At 29.3% G+C, this 20434-nt stretch carries 21 protein-coding genes, 1 tRNA gene and 1 other annotated feature; of the genes, 7 read left to right on the top strand and 15 right to left on the bottom strand.

Annotated features, from left to right (window positions below; translation table 11 throughout):
• Positions 1 to 148 precede the first annotated feature (148 nt).
• From PNO30_RS05090 to PNO30_RS05075, 4 genes are all read right to left on the bottom strand, one after another.
• Positions 149 to 1135 carry a sensor histidine kinase gene (locus PNO30_RS05090; RefSeq protein ID WP_271987390.1) on the bottom strand — a complete coding sequence of 329 codons (987 nt, stop codon included), beginning with the start codon at positions 1133 to 1135 and terminating at the stop codon, positions 149 to 151.
• Positions 1135 to 1803 (bottom strand): response regulator transcription factor, encoded by a 669-nt coding sequence (locus PNO30_RS05085; RefSeq protein ID WP_204641284.1) that lies wholly within the window; start codon positions 1801 to 1803, stop codon positions 1135 to 1137. Before PNO30_RS05085 ends, PNO30_RS05090 begins: the two co-directional genes overlap by 1 nt.
• A gap of 342 nt (positions 1804 to 2145) precedes the next feature.
• Positions 2146 to 3423, bottom strand: a complete 1278-nt coding sequence (locus PNO30_RS05080) for an O-acetylhomoserine aminocarboxypropyltransferase/cysteine synthase family protein (protein ID WP_271965442.1) — start codon at positions 3421 to 3423, stop codon at positions 2146 to 2148.
• A 79-nt stretch (positions 3424 to 3502) separates the two neighbouring features.
• Positions 3503 to 3740: a binding site (T-box leader), on the bottom strand.
• A gap of 423 nt (positions 3741 to 4163) precedes the next feature.
• Positions 4164 to 4430, bottom strand: a complete 267-nt coding sequence (locus tag PNO30_RS05075) for a PbsX family transcriptional regulator (RefSeq protein WP_271965441.1) — start codon at positions 4428 to 4430, stop codon at positions 4164 to 4166.
• A gap of 206 nt (positions 4431 to 4636) precedes the next feature.
• Between PNO30_RS05075 and PNO30_RS05070 the strand changes: the two genes are divergently transcribed.
• Entirely contained in the window at positions 4637 to 4918 is a 282-nt protein-coding gene (locus tag PNO30_RS05070; RefSeq protein WP_271965439.1) for a GNAT family N-acetyltransferase, read from the top strand.
• A gap of 140 nt (positions 4919 to 5058) precedes the next feature.
• Here the strand turns inward: PNO30_RS05070 and PNO30_RS05065 are convergent, their stop codons facing one another.
• From PNO30_RS05065 to rpmH, 11 genes are all read right to left on the bottom strand, one after another.
• Complete coding sequence (locus PNO30_RS05065) at positions 5059 to 5691, bottom strand: DUF421 domain-containing protein (RefSeq protein ID WP_271965438.1); 633 nt, start codon at positions 5689 to 5691, stop codon at positions 5059 to 5061.
• Positions 5691 to 6152 (bottom strand): DUF3290 family protein, encoded by a 462-nt coding sequence (locus PNO30_RS05060; protein ID WP_271965437.1) that lies wholly within the window; start codon positions 6150 to 6152, stop codon positions 5691 to 5693. The genes PNO30_RS05065 and PNO30_RS05060 overlap by 1 nt, the downstream gene beginning before the upstream one ends.
• Positions 6153 to 6221: 69 nt before the next feature.
• Complete coding sequence (locus PNO30_RS05055; protein ID WP_271987412.1) at positions 6222 to 6371, bottom strand: hypothetical protein; 150 nt, start codon at positions 6369 to 6371, stop codon at positions 6222 to 6224.
• 24 nt (positions 6372 to 6395) lie between these two features.
• On the bottom strand, positions 6396 to 6692 hold the full coding sequence (locus PNO30_RS05050; RefSeq protein WP_271987389.1) for a hypothetical protein: 297 nt from the start codon (positions 6690 to 6692) through the stop codon (positions 6396 to 6398).
• A gap of 8 nt (positions 6693 to 6700) precedes the next feature.
• On the bottom strand, positions 6701 to 7183 hold the full coding sequence (locus PNO30_RS05045) for a hypothetical protein (RefSeq protein ID WP_271965435.1): 483 nt from the start codon (positions 7181 to 7183) through the stop codon (positions 6701 to 6703).
• Positions 7184 to 7530: 347 nt separating this feature from the next.
• Complete coding sequence (locus PNO30_RS05040; protein ID WP_271987388.1) at positions 7531 to 8295, bottom strand: exodeoxyribonuclease III; 765 nt, start codon at positions 8293 to 8295, stop codon at positions 7531 to 7533.
• A gap of 39 nt (positions 8296 to 8334) precedes the next feature.
• Positions 8335 to 9717, bottom strand: coding sequence for a tRNA uridine-5-carboxymethylaminomethyl(34) synthesis GTPase MnmE (mnmE, locus tag PNO30_RS05035; RefSeq protein WP_271965433.1), 1383 nt, complete (start codon positions 9715 to 9717; stop codon positions 8335 to 8337).
• Between the two features lie 368 nt (positions 9718 to 10085).
• Positions 10086 to 10460 (bottom strand): response regulator, encoded by a 375-nt coding sequence (locus PNO30_RS05030; RefSeq protein ID WP_271987387.1) that lies wholly within the window; start codon positions 10458 to 10460, stop codon positions 10086 to 10088.
• Positions 10461 to 10468: 8 nt separating this feature from the next.
• Positions 10469 to 11338, bottom strand: a complete 870-nt coding sequence (gene jag / locus PNO30_RS05025; RefSeq protein ID WP_271965430.1) for an RNA-binding cell elongation regulator Jag/EloR — start codon at positions 11336 to 11338, stop codon at positions 10469 to 10471.
• Positions 11339 to 11340: 2 nt separating this feature from the next.
• The gene (gene rnpA, locus PNO30_RS05020; protein WP_271987386.1) at positions 11341 to 11685 is read right to left on the bottom strand and encodes a ribonuclease P protein component; all 345 of its coding nucleotides are present in this window, start codon (positions 11683 to 11685) and stop codon (positions 11341 to 11343) included.
• 125 nt (positions 11686 to 11810) lie between these two features.
• On the bottom strand, positions 11811 to 11945 hold the full coding sequence (rpmH, locus tag PNO30_RS05015; RefSeq protein ID WP_003144116.1) for a 50S ribosomal protein L34: 135 nt from the start codon (positions 11943 to 11945) through the stop codon (positions 11811 to 11813).
• Between the two features lie 665 nt (positions 11946 to 12610).
• Between rpmH and dnaA the strand changes: the two genes are divergently transcribed.
• From dnaA to PNO30_RS04985, 6 genes are all read left to right on the top strand, one after another.
• Positions 12611 to 14095, top strand: a complete 1485-nt coding sequence (gene dnaA, locus PNO30_RS05010; protein ID WP_204641296.1) for a chromosomal replication initiator protein DnaA — start codon at positions 12611 to 12613, stop codon at positions 14093 to 14095.
• Between the two features lie 157 nt (positions 14096 to 14252).
• Positions 14253 to 15392, top strand: a complete 1140-nt coding sequence (dnaN, locus tag PNO30_RS05005; RefSeq protein WP_271965427.1) for a DNA polymerase III subunit beta — start codon at positions 14253 to 14255, stop codon at positions 15390 to 15392.
• Positions 15393 to 15858: 466 nt separating this feature from the next.
• Positions 15859 to 17049 carry a CynX/NimT family MFS transporter gene (locus tag PNO30_RS05000; protein ID WP_271987385.1) on the top strand — a complete coding sequence of 397 codons (1191 nt, stop codon included), beginning with the start codon at positions 15859 to 15861 and terminating at the stop codon, positions 17047 to 17049.
• Between the two features lie 569 nt (positions 17050 to 17618).
• Positions 17619 to 18572 (top strand): L-lactate dehydrogenase, encoded by a 954-nt coding sequence (locus PNO30_RS04995; RefSeq protein ID WP_271965425.1) that lies wholly within the window; start codon positions 17619 to 17621, stop codon positions 18570 to 18572.
• 257 nt (positions 18573 to 18829) lie between these two features.
• Complete coding sequence (locus PNO30_RS04990; RefSeq protein WP_271987384.1) at positions 18830 to 19870, top strand: LacI family DNA-binding transcriptional regulator; 1041 nt, start codon at positions 18830 to 18832, stop codon at positions 19868 to 19870.
• 348 nt (positions 19871 to 20218) lie between these two features.
• Positions 20219 to 20292: transfer RNA gene (locus PNO30_RS04985), tRNA-Gly, on the top strand.
• The last annotated feature ends 142 nt before the right edge of the window (positions 20293 to 20434 follow it).

Raw genomic sequence — 20434 nt, 5'->3', positions numbered from 1 at the left:
ATCAAGTAGCTTCTGTCGGGTTTATAACTAACTTACTTTAGGAGTTTATCAATTTATATCTAGTCTCACTTGTGAAATTAGAAAATCCCCTTAAAAGTTAAATTCATAATCTAACTCTCAAGAGGATTTCTTATTAACTTATTTATATTTAATCCCTTAAAGTATCTTCTTTCGGGAATGTGATTTCTATCCTAGTTCCTTCTCCTACTTTTGAAGAAATTTCAATATGATGCCCTAGTTTATCTAGAGTTTTTTTACATAAGTACAAACCTAGACCACTTGATTTTTTTTCGTATCTTCCATTAAAACCTGTAAAACCTTTTTCGAAAATTCGAGGTAGATCTTCTTCTTTAATACCCATACCGTTATCTTCTATAACCAGTTTATTTTCACAAGTTTCTATTATAATTTCTCCACCGGCGCTAGAGTACTTCACACTATTACCTAGTATTTGTTCGAAGGCGAAGCTCAACCATTTTTTATCACTAATTACCATTGTTTCATGTGAAACATAATTTAATTTTATCTTTTTATTAATGAAGATAGTCGCATATTTTTTTACACTATCTTTCACCACTTCATCGAGATTAATCTTAGTTATAACGTAATCTGATGATATGCTATCTAATCTTATATACGTCAGAACCATCTCAACATAACGTTCTATTTTAAACAATTCTTGCTGTAAGATTTTTCGATCTATTTCTTCATTGTCTAATAGAAAATTCATCGCAGCAATCGGCGTTTTTATCTGATGAACCCACATACTATAGTAATCAACCATGTCTGTATTTTTTTGTCGATTCTCCTGAGTTAGTTTTTCTAACTCTTCATATAATTTCTCTATAATTTTATGATAATAATCAATCCTAATATCCAAACTCTTCGGTAAATCTTCAAGATCGTTTAGAATATTTTTCTCTAGGAATATTAATTTTTTATAACTTTCTCTATAATTAACAAAATCTGAAAAGCTAGCTACAAGAGCTGCTAAAAAACAAAAACTTCCCGTATATATCAGAGCTTCTAGTGGCAAATTATATAAATAAAACATAATGAAAAATATAGCAATAAAAACTACGAATAAAATATAAACTTTTGTGTTTTTCTTTAAATAACTTTTTAATATTTCCATTAGACTATATATCCTTTACCTTTTTTAGTAGTAATAAATTCATCTATTCCTATACTTTTTAACTTAGAACGTAGTCTGTTTATATTCACCGACAAAGTATTTTCATCTATAAAGTTATCATTTTGCCATAAGGCGGTAATTATTTCTTCTCTTGTTACTATTTTTTCTCTATTTTCTAATAATACTGTAAGAATTTTACTTTCATTTTTTGTTAGTTCAACGAGATTATCTTGATATTTCACCTCATCACGGCTCATATCAAAAATTACATCCTTATAGACTACAAGATTCGAAGATCCACTAAAATTATAAACACGGCGGAGTAGAGCTTCTATTTTTGCCTTTAGGACGACTAACTTAAATGGTTTTTCTATAAAATCATCTGCACCGATATTCATAGCCATAACAATATTCATATCATCATTCGCAGATGAAATAAAAATTATCGGCACTTTCGACAACTTCCTAATCTCCTCACAGAAATAATAACCATCAAAGTAGGGGAGATTAATATCCATTAATACTAAATCCGGTGATTGTTCCACAAATTCCTTAACTACATTTTGAAAATCTACAACTTCATGCGTAGCGTATTGCCATTTTTGTAGATATCCAGCTATTGAATTTGAAATTATTTCATCATCTTCTACTATCATTACTTTATACATGTTTTCACCCCTTAGTTACTATTATTACTAAAATTATATCACAAACAACCTTCTTAAGATATATTCTATTAAAAAATATATCTTTCTCTATATTTCTTGAAAAATAAAAAGCAGAGATTGTCTAGGAAGGAGTTTAAATGAAATTTCCACGCTGCCTCGCTTCTATTTCGTGCTCCCAAACAACCTCTACTCAAAAAGAGAAAATTGTGGATTAAGATGTTATTTTAAATATATAGTATTAAAATAAATGGCTGTCAAGGGTGTTTAGTAATCTGTCTTAATCCACAAATTTTAATAAAATATTAATTATTTTAAATTATTGTTTCTCGTGAAACTTTTCTCTTAGATATTTTCTAATGCTAAACGTAAGTCTTCGATTAAGTCATCTGCATTTTCTAGACCGATTGATAGTCTGATTTGCGCAGGAGTAATTCCTGTGTATTGTAATTCTTCTGGACTTAATTGACCGTGTGTAGTTGAAGCAGGGTGGATTGCTAAACTTTTCGCATCTGCTACATTCGCTAAGTTAGAGAATATTTCTAAACTATCAATTACTTTACGCGCAGCTTCTTCTCCACCAACTACATCGAATGAGAAGATTGACCCACTACCTTTTGGTAAGTATTTCTTAGCTAATTCATAGTATTTATTTCCTTCTAATCCAGGATAGTTGATCGATTCTACTTTAGGGTGTTTTTCTAAGAAGTCTATTACTTTTTTAGTATTTTCTACATGGCGTTCTACTCTTAGAGATAATGTTTCTAATCCTTGTAATAATAAGAATGCATTGAATGGTGATAATGCTGCTCCTGTATCACGCAATAATTGTGTTCTTACATTCGTAATAAATGCTGCAGCACCAACATCTCTTGTGTAACTTAAGTTGTGGTAACTTGGATCTTCATCTACTAATTGAGGAAATTTTCCACTACCTTCCCAATCAAATTTACCACTGTCTACGATAACTCCACCGATTGATGTACCGTGTCCTCCGATGAATTTAGTCGCAGAATGAACGATAATATCTACACCGTGACTAAATGCATTGATTAAATATGGACTAGCAAATGTGTTATCAACTACTAATGGAATTTTGTGTTTATGAGCAATTTCAGCCCATTTTTCTAAATCAGCTACGTTTGCTAATGGATTTCCTAAAGTTTCTACAAATAGTGCTTTAGTTTTATCTGTAATAGCTTGTTCAATTTCTTCAAAGTTATCTGGATCTACAAAAGTTGCATCTACTCCATAACGAGGTAATGTAAGTTTTAACAGATTGTAAGTTCCTCCGTACACATTTTTAGAAGATACGATGTGATCTCCAGCGTGAGCTAATGTTAAGAATACATATGTAATTGCAGCCATTCCTGAAGCAACAGCTAATGCTCCAACACCGCCTTCTAAAGCGTTAATTCTTTCTTCGAAAACAGCCGTAGTAGGGTTTGTAATACGAGTATAAATATTCCCAGCTTTTCTTAATGCAAATGAATCTGCAGCATCTTGAGTATCATCAAATACAAAAGATGTTGTTTGATAAATTGGTACAGCTCTTGCTTTTGTGTCTCCAACTGTTTGTCCTGCGTGTAATTGTAATGTTTCAAAACTAAATTTTCTTGTCATTGGTTCCTCTTTTCTACGTTTTGATAAGTTCTGTGTGTTAGATAATAAAAAAACACCCCTACTACATATTTACATATGTAATAGAGGCGATCATCTTATTTCGCGTTACCACTCTAGTTTATACTAATCTTGCGATTAGTACCTTATTCAGTACATGTTTATACTGTGTCCTATATCGTACAACCTACGTGCTTACCTATTAGATAAACAAAACTCTAAGACCATTTTCAATTAATCATCACCTTGTTATTTCACACCATCCAATAACTCTCTGTTGTAGCTACATATTAATTTACTTATCTTTTCAACGTTTATGTATTAAATTAAACTAATTGTACACCCGTTTTGTATATTTGTCAATAACTTTTTTAAAAAAATTAAAACGTTTTATTTTCCTTCTATAAAATGTTAAACAAAAAATCTTATAGAAATATTTTAATTTATTTATTATTCAAAAAATAAAAATCTAGTGAAACTATTTATTTCAATTTAAGAAATTATCACTTCTTATTTTTTTGCGTGGAATTTTAAAAACAGGAAAAAGTCTACTAAAAAAATAAAGAAAAAAGGGTGGAAAAATCAAAAATAAAAAAATATCAAAATAACAATATAAAACGAAGAAAAGTAGGGGAATATAGAATAGAATAAAGTGAAATAATAACTGTGCGAGTAATAAAAAAAAGGAGAAAAGAGTAGAGAAACGTTGTTTTAACCGAATAGTTAAATATATTATTCCTACTTTAATACTTTCCTTCATTTCCTTTAATTTCTCCCCAGTCCAGTTCCTTGTGACGAATACCATTATCCTCCCAATTATCCTCCCAATTAGAGAATGTATTTAGTTGTTTTACTTCTGGAGCTAACACTATTGATTCTCCTTGTATAGAAATTAAGAACTTCTGATTATTTTCTAAAACCAACAAATCTATAATATTATCGGGTATTCTTGCTATAAAAGAATCTCCATAGTGTTCCAATTTTGTATTTCCTTTTACTTCTTTAATCATAAATAACACATCCTTTTCTCTAAAATACTATTTAATGAGTTTCTTGTAAAATACATACATTTTATCCCTTCTTCATAAACCTCTTCTCCTTTTTTTTACATTCTCTGCCTCTCCATTGATTCATTTACACATCTTTTCCTCTTTTTTTATGATATAATAACAGTAATAACACTCATATTATTATATGATTTTTCTAGGAGGTTTATATGGAATTTACTAAAACAAATAATGGTTTCGTTAAATATGATGAAAATGGTAGGGTTATTGCTGAAATTACTTATTCTAATACTAGCAATCCTAATGTAGTTGTTGCAGATCATACTTTTGTTGATTCATCTCTTCGAGGTCAAGGGGTAGCTGGGAAGTTATTAGACGCTCTTGTTAAAGATATGCAAGAACAAAATAAAAAAATTATCGCAACTTGCTCTTATGTCGTTAAAAAATTCCAAGAAGATTCTTCTTTCGATTTTATTAATGCTGAAAAATAGTTTTTTAAAAGCAGAAAATTGATTTTTTCAATTTCCTGCTTTTACTTTTTGTTATATTAATCGATATTATTATTTTCTTATTTAATTAATTTGTTATTGTCTTGTTAAAATTTTTAATTTCATTTAAAAAACAAATTATATTAGTATTCAATTATATGTAATTGTCCTTTGTCATACTCTGCTAAGAATATTTTAGATGTGTCTTCATATCCTAATTCCAATAAAGTTTCTTTTAACCATTCTTCTGTTTTATCCATCGATTCTAATGTACCATGTTGGATCGTTCCATCAGTAATTACCGGATATTTAGGATTTTCCTCACCTTGTTGTATTATAATTAGTTGTCCATTTTGTTCTAAAACCGCTCTTTTTACTTTTTGAATACTATAAACACCTTGTGTTCTTAATTTAAAAGCTATGTCTTGTGCTGTTAAACCAGCTTTTCTTGTTGCTTCTACATCTATTTTTCCTTTTTTTATTATTGTTGTAGGTTCTCCGTCTAGCATTTTTTTTAAGTATGAGTTATTTGTTTTTAACCACTTCAGACCTAATACCAAAATTATCCATATTAATAATATATTGAAGTATTGTAAAATAGAAATTGATGGACTATATATTACCCCTCCTAATATTCCCCCGAGTACATAGTTTTGAACTTGATCACTCGCTGAAGTTGGTGCTAAATTTCCTTTTCCTGATATATTAATTACTATTACAAGCGATAATAAACCTAAAGCTAGTTTTATTGCTATATCTATATATGAAAGTTGCATTATCTTTTCACCTCCACTTTTTCAACAATTGGTTCTACCAATTCTATTTTCTCTAGTAAATAATCACCCTTTTTTCCGTTACTTATTACTCTATAGTAGTTATCATCTATTTTTAAAAATGAATTTTCTATAGAGGCTTCACTATTTATATAGATATGTTTTTTGTCAATATTTAATTTTTCTGAAACTCCCTCAATAAATTCAATAGAGCTTTTATACTGATTAGCTGATATACTATTACTTTGATAATCACTTACTTGTATCCCGATTAATAAAAAGATACCTAATATCATTATGATAGCTAATTCTCTATACTTGCTATCTTGTCTATTTTTATAATACTTAAATAGTGATACTATTATTATTAATAGTAAGAATCCTCCTGTTACATATGTTATAGTATTACTCTGATCTATTTTATTCAATAAATATTCATAAGAATAAAATTTCAAACCTATCACTCCTTTTGTTTTACGTGAAACATTTATATTATTCTATTTTTAACTCATACGCTATTCTTTCTTTATCATCTAAAATATTTTTATAGATAATTTTATTATACCTCTTTTTTCGAATCCGAGGTTACTTAAAAATTTTTTCATTATTTTGTTGTCAAAATGCGTATCTATTCTCAAAAATTTTATATTTTGAGATTTAGCAAAAAAATGGATAGCCTCCATAAATTCACGCATAATCCCTTGATTTCAAAATTGTTTTGCTGTAGCTAATCGATGAATAGCTAAATAACTAGAATTTTCCGACCAAAAAGTAGGGTAGTTTTCATAATCTTCATCGAAAGTAGTAAGCATAGCTGTAGCAACTAGCTTACCTGATTTTTCGTATATATATGATATCCCTTCATTGATATCATTAATAATCATATCTCGACTAGGGGAACCATGTTGCCACTGATTTACACCTTGTTCTTTTAAAAACTCTCTACCTTCTTCTATTATCATCATTACAAATTCTAATTCATCTTTTTTTGTTTTTCTTAACATATTTTCACCTATGTTATTCTAATTAGTTTTTCTTGGTATCTATGCTCTTTATCGCGTAGGAGAGTCCTTATTACCTGCATAGTTTTTTCCATAGCATCTATAGCGGAGAATTCCCATATCATTGTCGCTTCCATAAGTAGCTCGAAGGCATCTTTAAATCCACCAGGTCTATCAGCACCTCTAGGATCACCTATGAATAACGCATTATTTAAAGATACTTCATCTATTATTACATTTTCAGGTGTATGCCCTACTAATTTATGAAGAATATCTGAAAAATATGGGTCTATTATATCTTTTTCCGCTAAATAATCAATATATTCTTCTTCTGTTTCAAAAATTGGTAACTGTATATCTCTTTCTACTAAATAATTTCGTCCGTATGTTTCTCTCACAATATCTATTTTCCCTAATTCATCGAATTTTATATAATCAATAGTATATTGTGAATCGCAATCATATACGTCTTCTATATAGAATTTTGGTCCCATAAATTACCTCTTTTCTAAAAATTAATAAGGGATGTAACTTAAAATTATAATTTATTCTTATTAAGTCGCCTCCGTTCATTTTTATTTAATATGGGAGTGACTCAAAAATCGTGATTTCTTAAGAAACAAGATTTTGTCGAGTCACTTCCCGCAGTGGTTTATAAGCTATCAAAAAGCTTTTATAAAACGAATTTAGATATCAATAAGCCATTGCATATATGAATTATAATATACACTTTTTAAAATTTAGGACTTTTTGGTCAATATCTATTTCAGCATCATTCTTAACTTTAAAGCCTAATAATTAAAAATATACGTCATGGTTTATCCATAACGCATATTATATTTTACAACAAATTGTCTTTTAATACAAGCTCAACAGGACAGTGATCACTACCAAATATTTCGTGATGGATTGCAGCACTTTCTAAGTATTCTTCTAAGTCACGACTTACCAAGAAATAATCAATTCTCCATCCTGCATTGTTTTTACGTGCATTAAAGCGATAACTCCACCAAGAGTATGCACCTGTTAAATCAAGATTATAATATCTAAATGTATCGATAAATCCTGCATCTAATAACTTCGTGAATTTTTCTCTTTCTTCTGGGGTGAATCCTGCATTTTTCGTGTTTGATTTTGGATTTTTTAAATCTATTTCTGTGTGAGCAACATTTAAATCTCCACAAACAACTACACCTTTAGTTTTATTTAATTCTAATAAATAATTTTTAAAGTCTTCTTCCCAACTCATACGGTATTCTAATCTCTTAAGTTCACTACCTGAGTTCGGCGTATATACAGTGATAAAGAAGAATTTATCATATTCTAGTGTAATTATACGACCTTCTGTATCGTGTTCTTCTATTCCTATTCCATATGTTACATTTATTGGCTCGTGTTTAGTATATATCGCAGTTCCTGAGTATCCTTTACGCTCAGCATAGTTGAAATAACTATAATATCCATCGAATTGTAAATCTAATTGGCCTGCTTGCATCTTCGTTTCTTGTAAACAAAAGAAATCCGCATCTAGTTGTTTAAAATCTTCTTCAAAATTTTTACCAACGATCGCTCTAAGACCATTGACGTTAAAACTTATACATTTCATTTCGTTCTCCTTTTTGTTTCATGTTTCATGTGAAACATTTTATTTTCCTAGACAGAATCTGCTGAATAATTCATTTATCAACTCATCACCAGAGTTTTCCCCGATAACTTCTCCTAATAGATTGAATGTATTTGTATAATCTATTAACACCATGTCTACTTCTAATCCTAATTCAGCAGCACCTATAGCATCATTTAAACTAGCTAAAGCACGTTGGATAAGGTTGATTTGACGTGTATTTGATAAATATGTCGCATCTTTTGGACGAGCAGCTCCACCGAAGAATAAGTCTCTGATATTTTTCTCTAGTTCATCTATTCCCTTATATGTTGTCATAGATGTTTTAATAATAGGGTGGTTGTACGCTAATTTTTCAACTTCTGCAATATCGATTTTTGTCTCTAAATCTAATTTATTTAATATTACAATAGTTGTTTTCCCTTCTGTTAGTTTTAATAACTCTTTATCATCTTCTGTTAGTTCTTCACTACTATTTAATAAGAATAATACTAAATCTGCTTTTTCTAAAGCTTCCTTACTTCGTTTAACACCTATTTGTTCTACGATATCGTCTGTTTCACGAATACCAGCTGTATCGATTAATTTAATAGGTACTCCTTTAATATTCACGTACTCTTCTAGTACGTCACGAGTTGTTCCTGCGATATCAGTTACGATAGCTTTATTTTCTTGCAGCAGGTTATTTAACAGTGAACTCTTACCAACATTAGGTCGCCCAATAATAGCTGTATTTATTCCTTCTTTAATTATTTTCCCTTGTTTTGATGTTTCTAATAGACTTTCTAAACTATTTCTAATACTTGTTGATTTTTCAAGAATAGTTTTTGTCGTTTCTATTTCTAAGTCATCGTATTCAGGGTAGTCGATATTTACCTCAACAACTGTTAGTATATCTAAAATTTCAGCTCGTAGACGTTTAATAAGCGTTGATAAACGCCCTTGCATTTGGTTGTTAGCTATTTGACTAGCCTCATCTGTTTTACTCTTAATAAAGTCGATTACAGCTTCTGCTTGTGTTAAATCGATACGACCATTTAAGAAGGCACGTTTTGTAAATTCACCTGGCTCAGCCATTCTAGCTCCATGTTCTAAGCAAAGTGCAAGTACTTTTTGAATCGTTACAATACCACCGTGACAGTTGATTTCTATAACGTCTTCTGTAGTATATGTACGAGGACCTACCATTTTCACAAGCATAATTTCTTCGATTTTTTCATTAGTAGCTGGATCAACTACATTTCCATAATTTATAGTGTGACTAGCTAGACTCTCTACAGTTTTTCCTTTTGGTAGTCTAACTATTTTTTCAGCAATGCTAAATGCTTCGTCACCACTAAGTCTAACAATACCTATAGCTCCTTCTCCTAGAGCTGTCGATATAGCGCAAATTGTTTCACTCATTGTTCAAACTCCTTTTAAATTTTTATATTAATAAAAAAATTCATATCTCATTTATTATACACTATTCCTTTGAATTTTTCTCTATATAAGACCGAGTTACATTTTAGACTCAATTTTTACATAACTGATTAAGGATTTAATCTAAGAGTTCTAAATTTTAATAGAACTTATTGATTCTGTGGTTTATTGATATCTAGATTCACTTTAAACAACTTTTTAGATATCTAATAACCTTAATGAAGTTAGCTTAACAAAATAGATTTTTCCGTAATCACAGTTTTTAAGTCACTATCAAAAAATAAGTAGCCTGGATAAATCTCCAAACTACTCATTCTTTATTATTTTATTGAAAAGTTGTTAATAAAATATTAATTTCCTTCGTTCATAAGTTCAATTTCTGAAATAGCAAATTCTAAGTCATCTAAATCATATTCTTTCGGTAGTACTCCACAAGCACCGTTTGCAAAGGCTTGTCTTTTATACACAGGTACGTGTCCAACACTACTGCAGATAAGCACCTTAGCACCAGGAAATTTCGTACAAATTTCTTTAGTTGCTTCTAATCCATCCATTATCGGCATACAAATATCCATTGTTACAAAATCTGGTTTTATTCTTCTATACATGCGCACAGCTTGTTCGCCATTTTCTGCAAAATAATATTCATATCCTGCACGACTAACAACTTCTGCTCCACGGCTTCTATAATAAGAACTATCATCAACTATTAATACTGTCTTCATTAGACCTCCTATTTAGCTGTAATAACTAAATATCTATGTGGCTCTTCACCACGTGATTCTGTTTCAACGTTTTTAATACCTGTTAGAGCATTGTGAATAATTTTTCTTTCGATGCTTGTCATAGGTTCTAATTCAACTGGTTTCCCGATTTTTTTAGATTTCTTAGCTAAGTTTAATGCTAGGTCTTCTAATGTTTTTTTACGGTTTTCTCTGTAGTCATCACAGTCAACTTCAATTCTGAAGTAATGTGAGCTGAATTTTTTAGCAAAGTTATTAACTAAAAACTGCAAACTATTTAAAGTTACACCACGTTTTCCGATAATTAGACTAGTGTTTTCTTCTGTTTTAATATTTAAAGTGAAATGACGATTCCCATCTTCTCTAAAATCAACAGTAGCATCCGGATATCCCATCGCAATAACGATATTTTGTAAGTAGCTTACGATACGGTCTTGATTTTTTACGATATAATCTTCTCTTTTAGCTTTTTTAACTGTCTCTTCAGCTGTTTCTGTTGCTTCAGTTTCAACAACAGTCTCTTCTTCAACTATTTCTATTTTTTCATCATGAGCTTCTTGTTCAGTTATTTCTTCAACTTTAACTTCTTTAATTTCTTCTGTAGTTTTTTCAACTTTTACAACTTGTTCTTCTTTTTTCTCTACTTCAATAACTTTAACAACAGCTTCTTCTTTATTATATTCTTCATCTAATGGAATTAATTTTACCTTTGCTTCTTTTTTGAATAATCCGAAGATACCTGTGCTACCACCTTCGATTACTTCAATTTTCACTGCATCTTCTGATAAGGCTAGGTCTTTTAATCCCTTTTTAATAGCCTCATCTACAGTAGCTCCAATATAATAATATTCTTTTTCCATTCTTAACTCCTCTTCACTTTCATAAGTTTTGATCTTTTTAAAACATGATCGATGCTGCTACCAAATTCTAAAAACGGCATTTCTTTAGCACCAGGTCTTGCAATTACTATTATATCATAGTTTTTTACATATTCTTTTCTTGTTTTAAAAGTTTCTCGTATATATCTTTTTATTTTATTACGTTCGAAGGCCTTTCCTAATTTTTTACTAACAGAAATTCCTAAACGCATATGGTCTAAATTATTTTTTTGATAATAAATAACAAACTGTCTATTCGCAAAAGATTGTTTTTTTCTTATTATATTATCGAAATCTTGACTTCTTTTTACTCTATATTCTTTTTTCATTTTAAAACCTTTCTTAACACTAATATTTTAACAGTTTATTTACTTTTTTACAACTATCTTTCATATTTTTTAGGACTGACTAATAAAAAAAGGGTACCACTTTCGTGATACCCTCAGTGCAAACATTAAGCTGAAAGAACTTTTCTTCCTTTAGCTCTACGTCTTGCTAATACATTTCTTCCGTTTTTAGTGCTCATTCTAGCTCTAAATCCGTGTACTTTTGAATGTTTTCTTTTATTTGGTTGATACGTACGTTTCATTTTGTCCTCCTCGAGTTTTCTTTTCTTTAACTTAGATAGATGTAATAACTGAATTAGTTTAACATATCTAAAATAATTTATCAAGCAAAAACCTCATTTTTTCAAAAAAAATATTTTCTTAAAGAAAAATATTCTAAATGGCAGTCATTTTATCTCTATTTATGAGTAATATTTCTTTTAGTATATTAATATAGATTCACAATAAAACACATAAAATTAATATAATTGTTAATAAATCCTTAAAAACTATAAAAAAATATTTAAGTATATGCCTGTTATACTTATTCACAGTTTATTAATAGTTATTCACAATTTTTTGTTAAAAACTTATATTTCTGAAATAAACAAATTATATATTTCACGAGTTTTTAACAGATTTTAAAAGTTATTAACAAATTAACAAGAAAAAGTTATTCACAGGTGTGAATTGTGTGTGAAAAACTCTTAATTTATATTTCTATCAGCTTTAATCTTTGTTAATAACTTATAAGAAACTCTTTAATATTTAATTATTTTTATTTAAATTTAACATATTCACAGCTTTTTCTTAGTTTTTTATTAACATAGTTAAAAACTTCTGTTAACAACTTGTTAATAACTATCGTTTTATTTTATTAACAGTTTATGCTATAATTATTTATATATTTTTTTAAGGAGGTATTTCATTGAGTAATTCTAATTTCTTATGGGAAATAATTCTTCGTGAACTAAAAAGCACTGTAGATCCTCATGTATTTGATACCTGGTTTTCTAGTGCTTCTATCGATAACGTCGATTTTATGAAGAAATCTATTGTTATTACTAGTAAAGAAGCCCTTATTTCTCAATTTATTCAAAGTGCTTATGATCAAAAATTAAAAGAAATACTAAAGAAAAATACTGGATTTGATTTCAATATAGAATATACTTCCCTTGATAACGATCTTCCTCTAATTACGCCTCATGTTGATGATGAAAAACCAGCAGCAGAAAACTTAATTAGACAGAATTTCCTTCAAGGTGACAAACCTTCTGGAGCTCAACATTTTTATCAAAAACAAACTTTCCCTCTAGAAGATTATAAAAAACCTGAACCTAATAAAAATATTATAGCGAGCAAAAAAAACCCTACGCTGAATAAAAACTATACATTTGAAAACTTTGTAGTAGGGGAAGGGAATGCTTTTACTCATAATATAGCTTGGAACGTAGCTGTTTCTCCTGGTGGAATATACAACCCTCTATTTATATACGGAGGTGTTGGACTAGGGAAAACTCACTTACTTCATGCTATTGGTAATGAAATGGAAGCTAATTTCCCTGATTTTAAAATAGAGTGTATATCTTCTGAAAAATTCTTAAATGAGTTTCTTGCTTCTATTAAACCAATGAAAGACAAGAACAATTATACTAATGCGGATGAAGACTTTAGAAGAAAATACCGTGATGTAGATGCTCTTTTAATCGATGATATTCAATTTTTATCAGGTAAAACAGAAACACAAAACGCATTTTTCCATACATTTAATGAACTACAAATGAATCAAAAACAAATCGTTCTTATAAGTGATCGCTCTCCATCTCAACTTAATGATTTGGAAGATAGATTGGTTACTAGATTCAGTCAGGGGATAACTGCAGATATTACACCACCTGACTTCGAAACTCGTATGGCGATTATTAAATTTAAATGCGAACAGTTCGATATTAAACTAGATGAAGAAACGCTTACTTATATTTCTAGTAACGTATCTTCTAATATAAGAGAGCTTGAAGGAGTTCTTAAGCGTATTAAATTTACGGCAACATCTAAACATGAACAACCTTCACTTAGTATTGCCGAGGAAATATTAAAAAGTGCTAAAACTTCACCTAGAAAAAATATCTCACCTGAGAACATTATTAATGTGTGTGCTGATTTCTATAAAATCAAGGTTGATGATATTCTTTCATCTTCTCGTAAAAAGGAAGTCGTTCAGGTTAGAAATATAGCTATTTATCTATGTAGGGAACTTACAACTTTATCATTCCCTTCAATAGGAGATTGCTTCAATAAAGATCATACTTCTATTCTTTATTCATTTAATAAAATTGCAAAACTTAGCAAAGATGAAAATCCTGAAATTTTTGAAGATATAGAAGTAATAAAAGAACGTTTAGGAAAAATTTAAAAGCCTGTTAAATTCTACTATAGATATTCAAAACTTTTTTAACAAGTTATTAACAAGTGAAAATTCAATATTTTTGAGCTATCTTTAGTTTTCCACAGTTTTTACAGGCCTTATTATTATTATTTTATTAAATATATATTATATATAAGGAGAAAAAATGAAATTTACTATAACTAAATCAAATTTTCTTGATGGCTTAAATCACGTATCAAGAGTAATAGCACCTAATTCTCTTTTTGAAATTTTAAAAGGTATTAAAATAGAATTAGAAAAAGATCAACTTATATTAAAAGCAAGTGATTCTTTAGTATCTGTTGAATATTCAATAAATAGTTATGAAGATGATAAAGAAATTATAACTATTGAAGAAGAAGGTCAAGTAGTTTTACCATCTCGTAATTTTATAGAAATTATTAGAAAAGCACCTACTGATTTAATAGAAATAGAAACAATAGAAAATAATATATTAGTTAAATCAGGAAAAAGTGAATTTAACGTAAAAGGATATGATGCAAATGATTATCCAGAATTCCCAGTTATTTCTAAAGAAAATAGTCTTAAATTAGAAGCTAATGTTTTTAATGATATTATTAAAGAAACAGTATTCTGTACAGCTCCTAATGATCAAAGACCTATTTTAGAAGGGGTAAACTTCTCATTAAGTAACAAAATTTTAACAGCTACAGCTACTGACTCATATCGTCTAAGTAGAAGACAAGTTACACTTAATGATGAAGATAGTAATAAAGAGTTTAATTTAATTATTCCTAGAAAAGCTTTAACTTATTTCCAAAGAATGATAGAAAATGGAAAAGATCAAGTAGAAATCTTCTATGAAAATAACAGAATAGTTCTTTATTACCAAAATGTAGTTTATACAGTATTATTAATTAGCGGAAACTATCCTAATACTAATAAACTTATTCCTACTGTTTTTGAATGTACATTTGTAGCAAACAGTAGAGAATTCTTTAATGCTGTAGATAGGGTTGCATTAATGAGTAGAGAAGATAAAGATGATATTATTAAATTAGTAGTTACTGATAATCTATTAGAAGTTTCTTCTCAATCTAAAGATTTAGGAAGTGCTGTAGAAGAATTAAAAGTTTCATCTACATTAGAAGATGATAAATTTGAAATTTCTGTATCTGGTAAATATTTAAAAGATGCGGTATCTGCTGTTGCTGCTGAAGAAATTATCGTTAAGTTTTCTGGGGAACTAACAGCATTTATCATTCAGCCAAGTGACTACCACAGAGAAATTATCGAATTGATTTTACCTGTAAGAACTTACTAATAAAGTATAAAAATTAAATTTAAACATAAAAATGTAGTTATTTATTAGATATTCAACGAGTTTTTTAGCAACTTGGTGGGTATCTAATAAACTGTGTAGGGGAGATTTTACATAATAAGGAAAAAGTACTGACACAAAAGTGCTAAATTTTAAAAAAGTTTATATGGGAGCTCATAAACAGAATGGGGCTGACCCAAAAGCCTTAAAATTTAACAAAGTTCATATGGGAACACATAGACGCAGTGGTTTATTGATATCTAAAGAGCTTTGTAAAAGCTCTTTAGATATCTAATAAACTGTGCGGGGGTGACTCGACAAAATCGATTTCTATGAAATCGCGATTTTTGAGTCACTCCCTTGCGGGGAGATTCGATAAAATTGATTTCTTAGAAATATCGACTTTTAAATTACTCCCTAACTCTTAATTGTAAAATCACTCCTTTTTCTATGTTAACAAGGAGGAACAATGACAAAAAAATCGAATAGTATATTAATTATACTCGGTGTTATCTTTTTAAGTCTTATATTAAGAACCCCTATAACATCAGTTGGGGCAATATTAGGGCCATTAAAATCTATATTAGAAATAAATAATACAGTGGCAGGATTTATTACAACAATCCCATTAATAGCTTTTGCAATTTTTAGTCCTATGGTAGCAAAACTTTCAAACAAAGCTGGATTAGAAAAAACATTATTATTAGCTGTTATAACAATAAGTATCGGATTAGCGTTAAGATTCTACATCAATACATATGTATTCTTTCTTACGACATTTATAATTGGAGTAGGAATAACGGTAGGTAACGTGTTATTACCGGGATTGGTAAAAAAATATTATCCAGAAAAACTAGGTCTTATGACAGGATTTTATGCAGTGGTTATGAATGTAGGGGCTGCAGTTGCAGCTGGTATTAGCTACCCAATCTTAAGTACAAATATCGGTGGAGAAAAATTCTCAACAGGTCTTGCTGTTAATATTTGGTTAGTTATAGCTGTAATTAATATTTTTGTATACACAGCAATGTCGAAAAATAGTAGTGTAAGTGAAGTGAAAGATAGTCATGAGAAAGTACATGGATACTTTAAACATTCAAAAATGTGGACTATTATGCTAAGTATGGGGCTGCAATCAGCACTATTTTATTGTAGTGTTTCTTGGTTTTCAGAAATAATGATTAGTAAAGGTTTCACACCAGAAACTGCAGGATTATTATTATCTATAAGCCAGTTCGCGCAATTTCCATCAACATTTATCGTTCCGATTTTAGCGGATAAACTACATAATAAACTAATTATTCCAGTAGTTATTACTATAGGATACTTAGTATCATTAGTAGGAATGCTATATACGAACGGAAATTTCGCAATAATGTTAATCTTTATTATTATCTTCGCCTTAGCTGGGGGAGGATCATTCTCTTACGTAATGTATCTATTCTCTGCTAAATCAAGAAATGAAAGAGAAGCGGCTGATATTTCAGGATTAGCTCAATCAGGAGGATATTTATTAGCTGCAGTATTTCCACCATTACTAGGATACATTAGAGATATTTCAGATTGGAATAAAGGATTATATGTATTAATTTTAACTGCTGCGGTATTATTAGTAACACTAGTACACTGTAGTTCAAAAGGAAATATAATAGAAAAATAACTTAAGAAAGAGGTTCAAGAATAATTTGAGCCTCTTTTTCTATGAAAATGAATAGATAAATGTAGAATACTAACAAGAAAAACATAAAGCTGTAATATTACAGTAGGAAGAAATAATAGTAAATAACTAATACACTTAAAAGAAACATAAATACAGAAAAATAAATATAAATAGTACAAGTAGAAAAATAAAGAAAATAAATAAAATTTTTTTAAAAAATTTAACCTTAAAAAATGTACTAATTATAATAAAATTAGAAAATTATCTTGTACTAAAAGTATATGCATAAACAAAGATAACAAAAGGAAAACGCTTTATTTTCAAAAGATAAAACACTATAAAAATTTCAAAAAATATATGAAAATTTGTTTAGATTAATAACAAGATAGCATAAATAAAGGCAATAAAAACACTTTCTTTTTTTCCAATAGTGTGATATAATTCTAAGGGAAATGAGATATGCGTACTTTAATAAGAGTTGTTATAGTATTTTATCCCATAAAAATAAAATAGTAAAAATAATTACTTAAAAAATATCTAAAACTATATATATTAATGGAGGTTTTCTTATGAAAGCGAAAAATAGAAAAGTTGTTTTAATAGGAGCAGGAATGGTAGGGATGAGCTTTGCTTATCAATTATATTCAAGTGGACTTTGTGAAGAACTTGGATTAATCGACTTCTTCGCTGAAAAAGCTGAAGGTGAAGCAATGGACCTTAACCACGGTGGAGCTTTAGTACCACCTATTAAAGTAACTTCAGGTGGATATGAACAATGTGCTGATGCAGACGTTATCGTAATCGCTGGAGGTCTTCCACAAAAACCAGGTGAAACTCGTCTTGACCTAGTTGACAAAAACATTAAAGTTGTTAAAGATATGTCAGACCAAATCGTTGCTTCTGGATTCGATGGAGTTATCGTTATTGCATCTAACCCAGTAGACGTATTAACTAACGCTTTACAAAAATTCACTGGATTCCCAAGAAACAGAATCGTTGGATCTGGTACAACTCTTGACTCTTCAAGATTCCGTTACATCTTAGGAGACAAATTAGGATTAGCACCAAGCAGTGTTCGTGGATATATCATTGGGGAACACGGAGACACTCAACTTGCTGCATGGAGTAACGTAAATGTTTACGGAAAACAATTCGACAGATTCTTAGAAACTTCTAAATACACTAAAGAAGACTTCGCTGATGTAGAAGAAAAAGTTATGCGTGCTGCATACGAAGTAATTAACCGTAAACGTGCTACTTATTACGCAATCGGACTTGCATTATTCACAATCGTTAAAGCTATCTTACGTGACGAAAACGTTGAGCTTGCAGTAAGTGGATACTGTGATGGACACTACGGAATCGACGGATTATATATCGGAACTCCAGCTATCGTTGGACGCGAAGGTGTTCGTGAAGTAGTAGAATTAGACTTAACTGAAGAAGAAACAGCTAAAATGCAACACTCTGCTAAAGTATTAAAAGAAACTTTAGAAAAAGCATACGCATCTTTAGAAGCATAATTTAAAGAAAATTATAGGAGAGTTAAATTCTAATCTTAAATTTTTAAGGAGAATTTAACTCTTCTTTTTTATATTATTTCAATAAAATGAATATTAATATTAAAGGGAAGTAAACGTTTTTTGAAAATAAAAAAATATAGAAAAAATTATTTTCAAATACTAGACTTATAGAAAAAAATTTGGTACAATATATACGGATGAAAAGGTTTTTAAAGTTATCAAAAAAATTTAAAGTAAAAAAGTAGAGGAGAAAAACTATGACAATAACGATATATGACGTAGCAAAAGAAGCAAAAGTATCGATGGCGACAGTTTCTAGGGTTGTTAATAATAATCCAAACGTAAAAGAAGATACAAGACTACGTGTACAAGAGGTTATCAAAAAATTAAGATATACACCTAACGCTGTTGCCAGAGGACTTGCTAGTAAAAAAACAACAACTATTGGTATAGTATTACCAGATATAGCAGACTTATCTTCAGCGGAAATAGTTAGTGGTATTGAATCAGTAGCTAATATGTATAAATATAACATTATTTTAGCAAACTCATGTGATGATAAAGAAATTGAAAAAAATATCTTCGCTTCATTTGTAAGTAAACAAGTAGATGGAATTATTTACCTAGGTCATTCACTATCAGACAGTTCAAAAAATTACTTACAAGATATTCAAATACCAGTAGTATTAGCAGGAAACCTAGGAACAGATTCTGATTTCTATGCAGTAAATATTGATTACGAAAAAGCAGCATACGATGTAACGAAAGAATTTTTAGCAAAAGGATCTAAAAATATTTCATTAGTAATAGATAAATATGAAAGCCAAAAAACTCAAAGACTGATAAAAGGATACAAAGATGCCCTTGCTTCAGAAAAAGTAGAGTTCAAACCACAAAACATAATTGATGGATATAGAACATATAAAGAAAGCAATAAACTGTATAAAGCATTAAGTAATATCGATTCGGAAGTAGTAATTACTATGTTTGATGAAGTAGCACTAGCTATAATGCAACAAGCACTAGATTTAGGTGTTAGTATTCCAGGTGATTTACAAATCCTTTCATTAGAAAATACAAAACTAATAAACATGACAAGACCGAAAATTTCTTCAGTATTCCAACCAATCTTTGATATCGGTGCAGTATCAATGCGTGTACTAACAAAAATAATTGATATTGAAAAAGCAAAACGTAAGGGTGAAGAAATAGATGAGGTAGAATTAGAAGAATTTAATGTAAAAGAAAATGAAATGAATCTACCTTATAGAATAGTTCATAGACAAACTACCAAATAAAAAAAAAACATATCTTATAGAAGAAAAAGTTTAGAAAGAGAAAAAATGAAATTTTCTAAACTTTTTTTTTATTTTCTATTGACATAATATAAAACTGATGATAGAATAATAAAAGTCTTCTGATAGAGAAGACGAACAATAAAACATTTCAAAATATTAAATGTTAAGAATTTTCAAAAAAACTCTTGACAAAAAATAAAAGAAATGATATTATTAATAAGTCTTAAAACGACAAGAAGTTCTCGAAAAAACTTTTTTAAAAAATTAAAAAAAGTTCTTGACAAAAACTTCTAAAAATGATAAAATAATTTAAGTGTTGAACAAACATTTAAAAAGAAATTAAATAATGCGGGTGTAGTTTAGTGGTAAAACCTCAGTCTTCCAAACTGATGTTGTGAGTTCGATTCTCATCACCCGCTCCATTATTTTGAACATTGAAAACTAAACGAATTAAGTCAACGTTAATTCCAAAAAGGACAGTTTTAAAAAGAAACTATAAAACTTTTTAATGAGCTAATCAAGCTAACAAATTTATTTGGAGAGTTTGATCCTGGCTCAGGACGA

It is taken from the genome of Gemella haemolysans (assembly GCF_028308085.1).
GTDB lineage: Bacteria > Bacillota > Bacilli > Staphylococcales > Gemellaceae > Gemella > Gemella haemolysans_D.
Note: the sequence above shows the minus strand (reverse complement) of the source record. Positions and strands in the feature narration are given on the sequence as shown.

What these genes read in the sequence shown, in the direction of transcription:
- PNO30_RS05090 (WP_271987390.1), bottom strand. Translation starts at nt 1,135, where the DNA reads ATGGAAATATTAAAAAGTTATTTAAAGAAAAACACAAAAGTTTATATT.
- PNO30_RS05085 (WP_204641284.1), bottom strand. Translation starts at nt 1,803, where the DNA reads ATGTATAAAGTAATGATAGTAGAAGATGATGAAATAATTTCAAATTCA.
- PNO30_RS05080 (WP_271965442.1), bottom strand. Translation starts at nt 3,423, where the DNA reads ATGACAAGAAAATTTAGTTTTGAAACATTACAATTACACGCAGGACAA.
- PNO30_RS05075 (WP_271965441.1), bottom strand. Translation starts at nt 4,430, where the DNA reads ATGATTAAAGAAGTAAAAGGAAATACAAAATTGGAACACTATGGAGAT.
- PNO30_RS05070 (WP_271965439.1), top strand. Translation starts at nt 4,637, where the DNA reads ATGGAATTTACTAAAACAAATAATGGTTTCGTTAAATATGATGAAAAT.
- PNO30_RS05065 (WP_271965438.1), bottom strand. Translation starts at nt 5,691, where the DNA reads ATGCAACTTTCATATATAGATATAGCAATAAAACTAGCTTTAGGTTTA.
- PNO30_RS05055 (WP_271987412.1), bottom strand. Translation starts at nt 6,371, where the DNA reads ATGGAGGCTATCCATTTTTTTGCTAAATCTCAAAATATAAAATTTTTG.
- PNO30_RS05050 (WP_271987389.1), bottom strand. Translation starts at nt 6,692, where the DNA reads ATGTTAAGAAAAACAAAAAAAGATGAATTAGAATTTGTAATGATGATA.
- PNO30_RS05045 (WP_271965435.1), bottom strand. Translation starts at nt 7,183, where the DNA reads ATGGGACCAAAATTCTATATAGAAGACGTATATGATTGCGATTCACAA.
- PNO30_RS05040 (WP_271987388.1), bottom strand. Translation starts at nt 8,295, where the DNA reads ATGAAATGTATAAGTTTTAACGTCAATGGTCTTAGAGCGATCGTTGGT.
- mnmE (WP_271965433.1), bottom strand. Translation starts at nt 9,717, where the DNA reads ATGAGTGAAACAATTTGCGCTATATCGACAGCTCTAGGAGAAGGAGCT.
- PNO30_RS05030 (WP_271987387.1), bottom strand. Translation starts at nt 10,460, where the DNA reads ATGAAGACAGTATTAATAGTTGATGATAGTTCTTATTATAGAAGCCGT.
- jag (WP_271965430.1), bottom strand. Translation starts at nt 11,338, where the DNA reads ATGGAAAAAGAATATTATTATATTGGAGCTACTGTAGATGAGGCTATT.
- rnpA (WP_271987386.1), bottom strand. Translation starts at nt 11,685, where the DNA reads ATGAAAAAAGAATATAGAGTAAAAAGAAGTCAAGATTTCGATAATATA.
- rpmH (WP_003144116.1), bottom strand. Translation starts at nt 11,945, where the DNA reads ATGAAACGTACGTATCAACCAAATAAAAGAAAACATTCAAAAGTACAC.
- dnaN (WP_271965427.1), top strand. Translation starts at nt 14,253, where the DNA reads ATGAAATTTACTATAACTAAATCAAATTTTCTTGATGGCTTAAATCAC.
- PNO30_RS05000 (WP_271987385.1), top strand. Translation starts at nt 15,859, where the DNA reads ATGACAAAAAAATCGAATAGTATATTAATTATACTCGGTGTTATCTTT.
- PNO30_RS04995 (WP_271965425.1), top strand. Translation starts at nt 17,619, where the DNA reads ATGAAAGCGAAAAATAGAAAAGTTGTTTTAATAGGAGCAGGAATGGTA.
- PNO30_RS04990 (WP_271987384.1), top strand. Translation starts at nt 18,830, where the DNA reads ATGACAATAACGATATATGACGTAGCAAAAGAAGCAAAAGTATCGATG.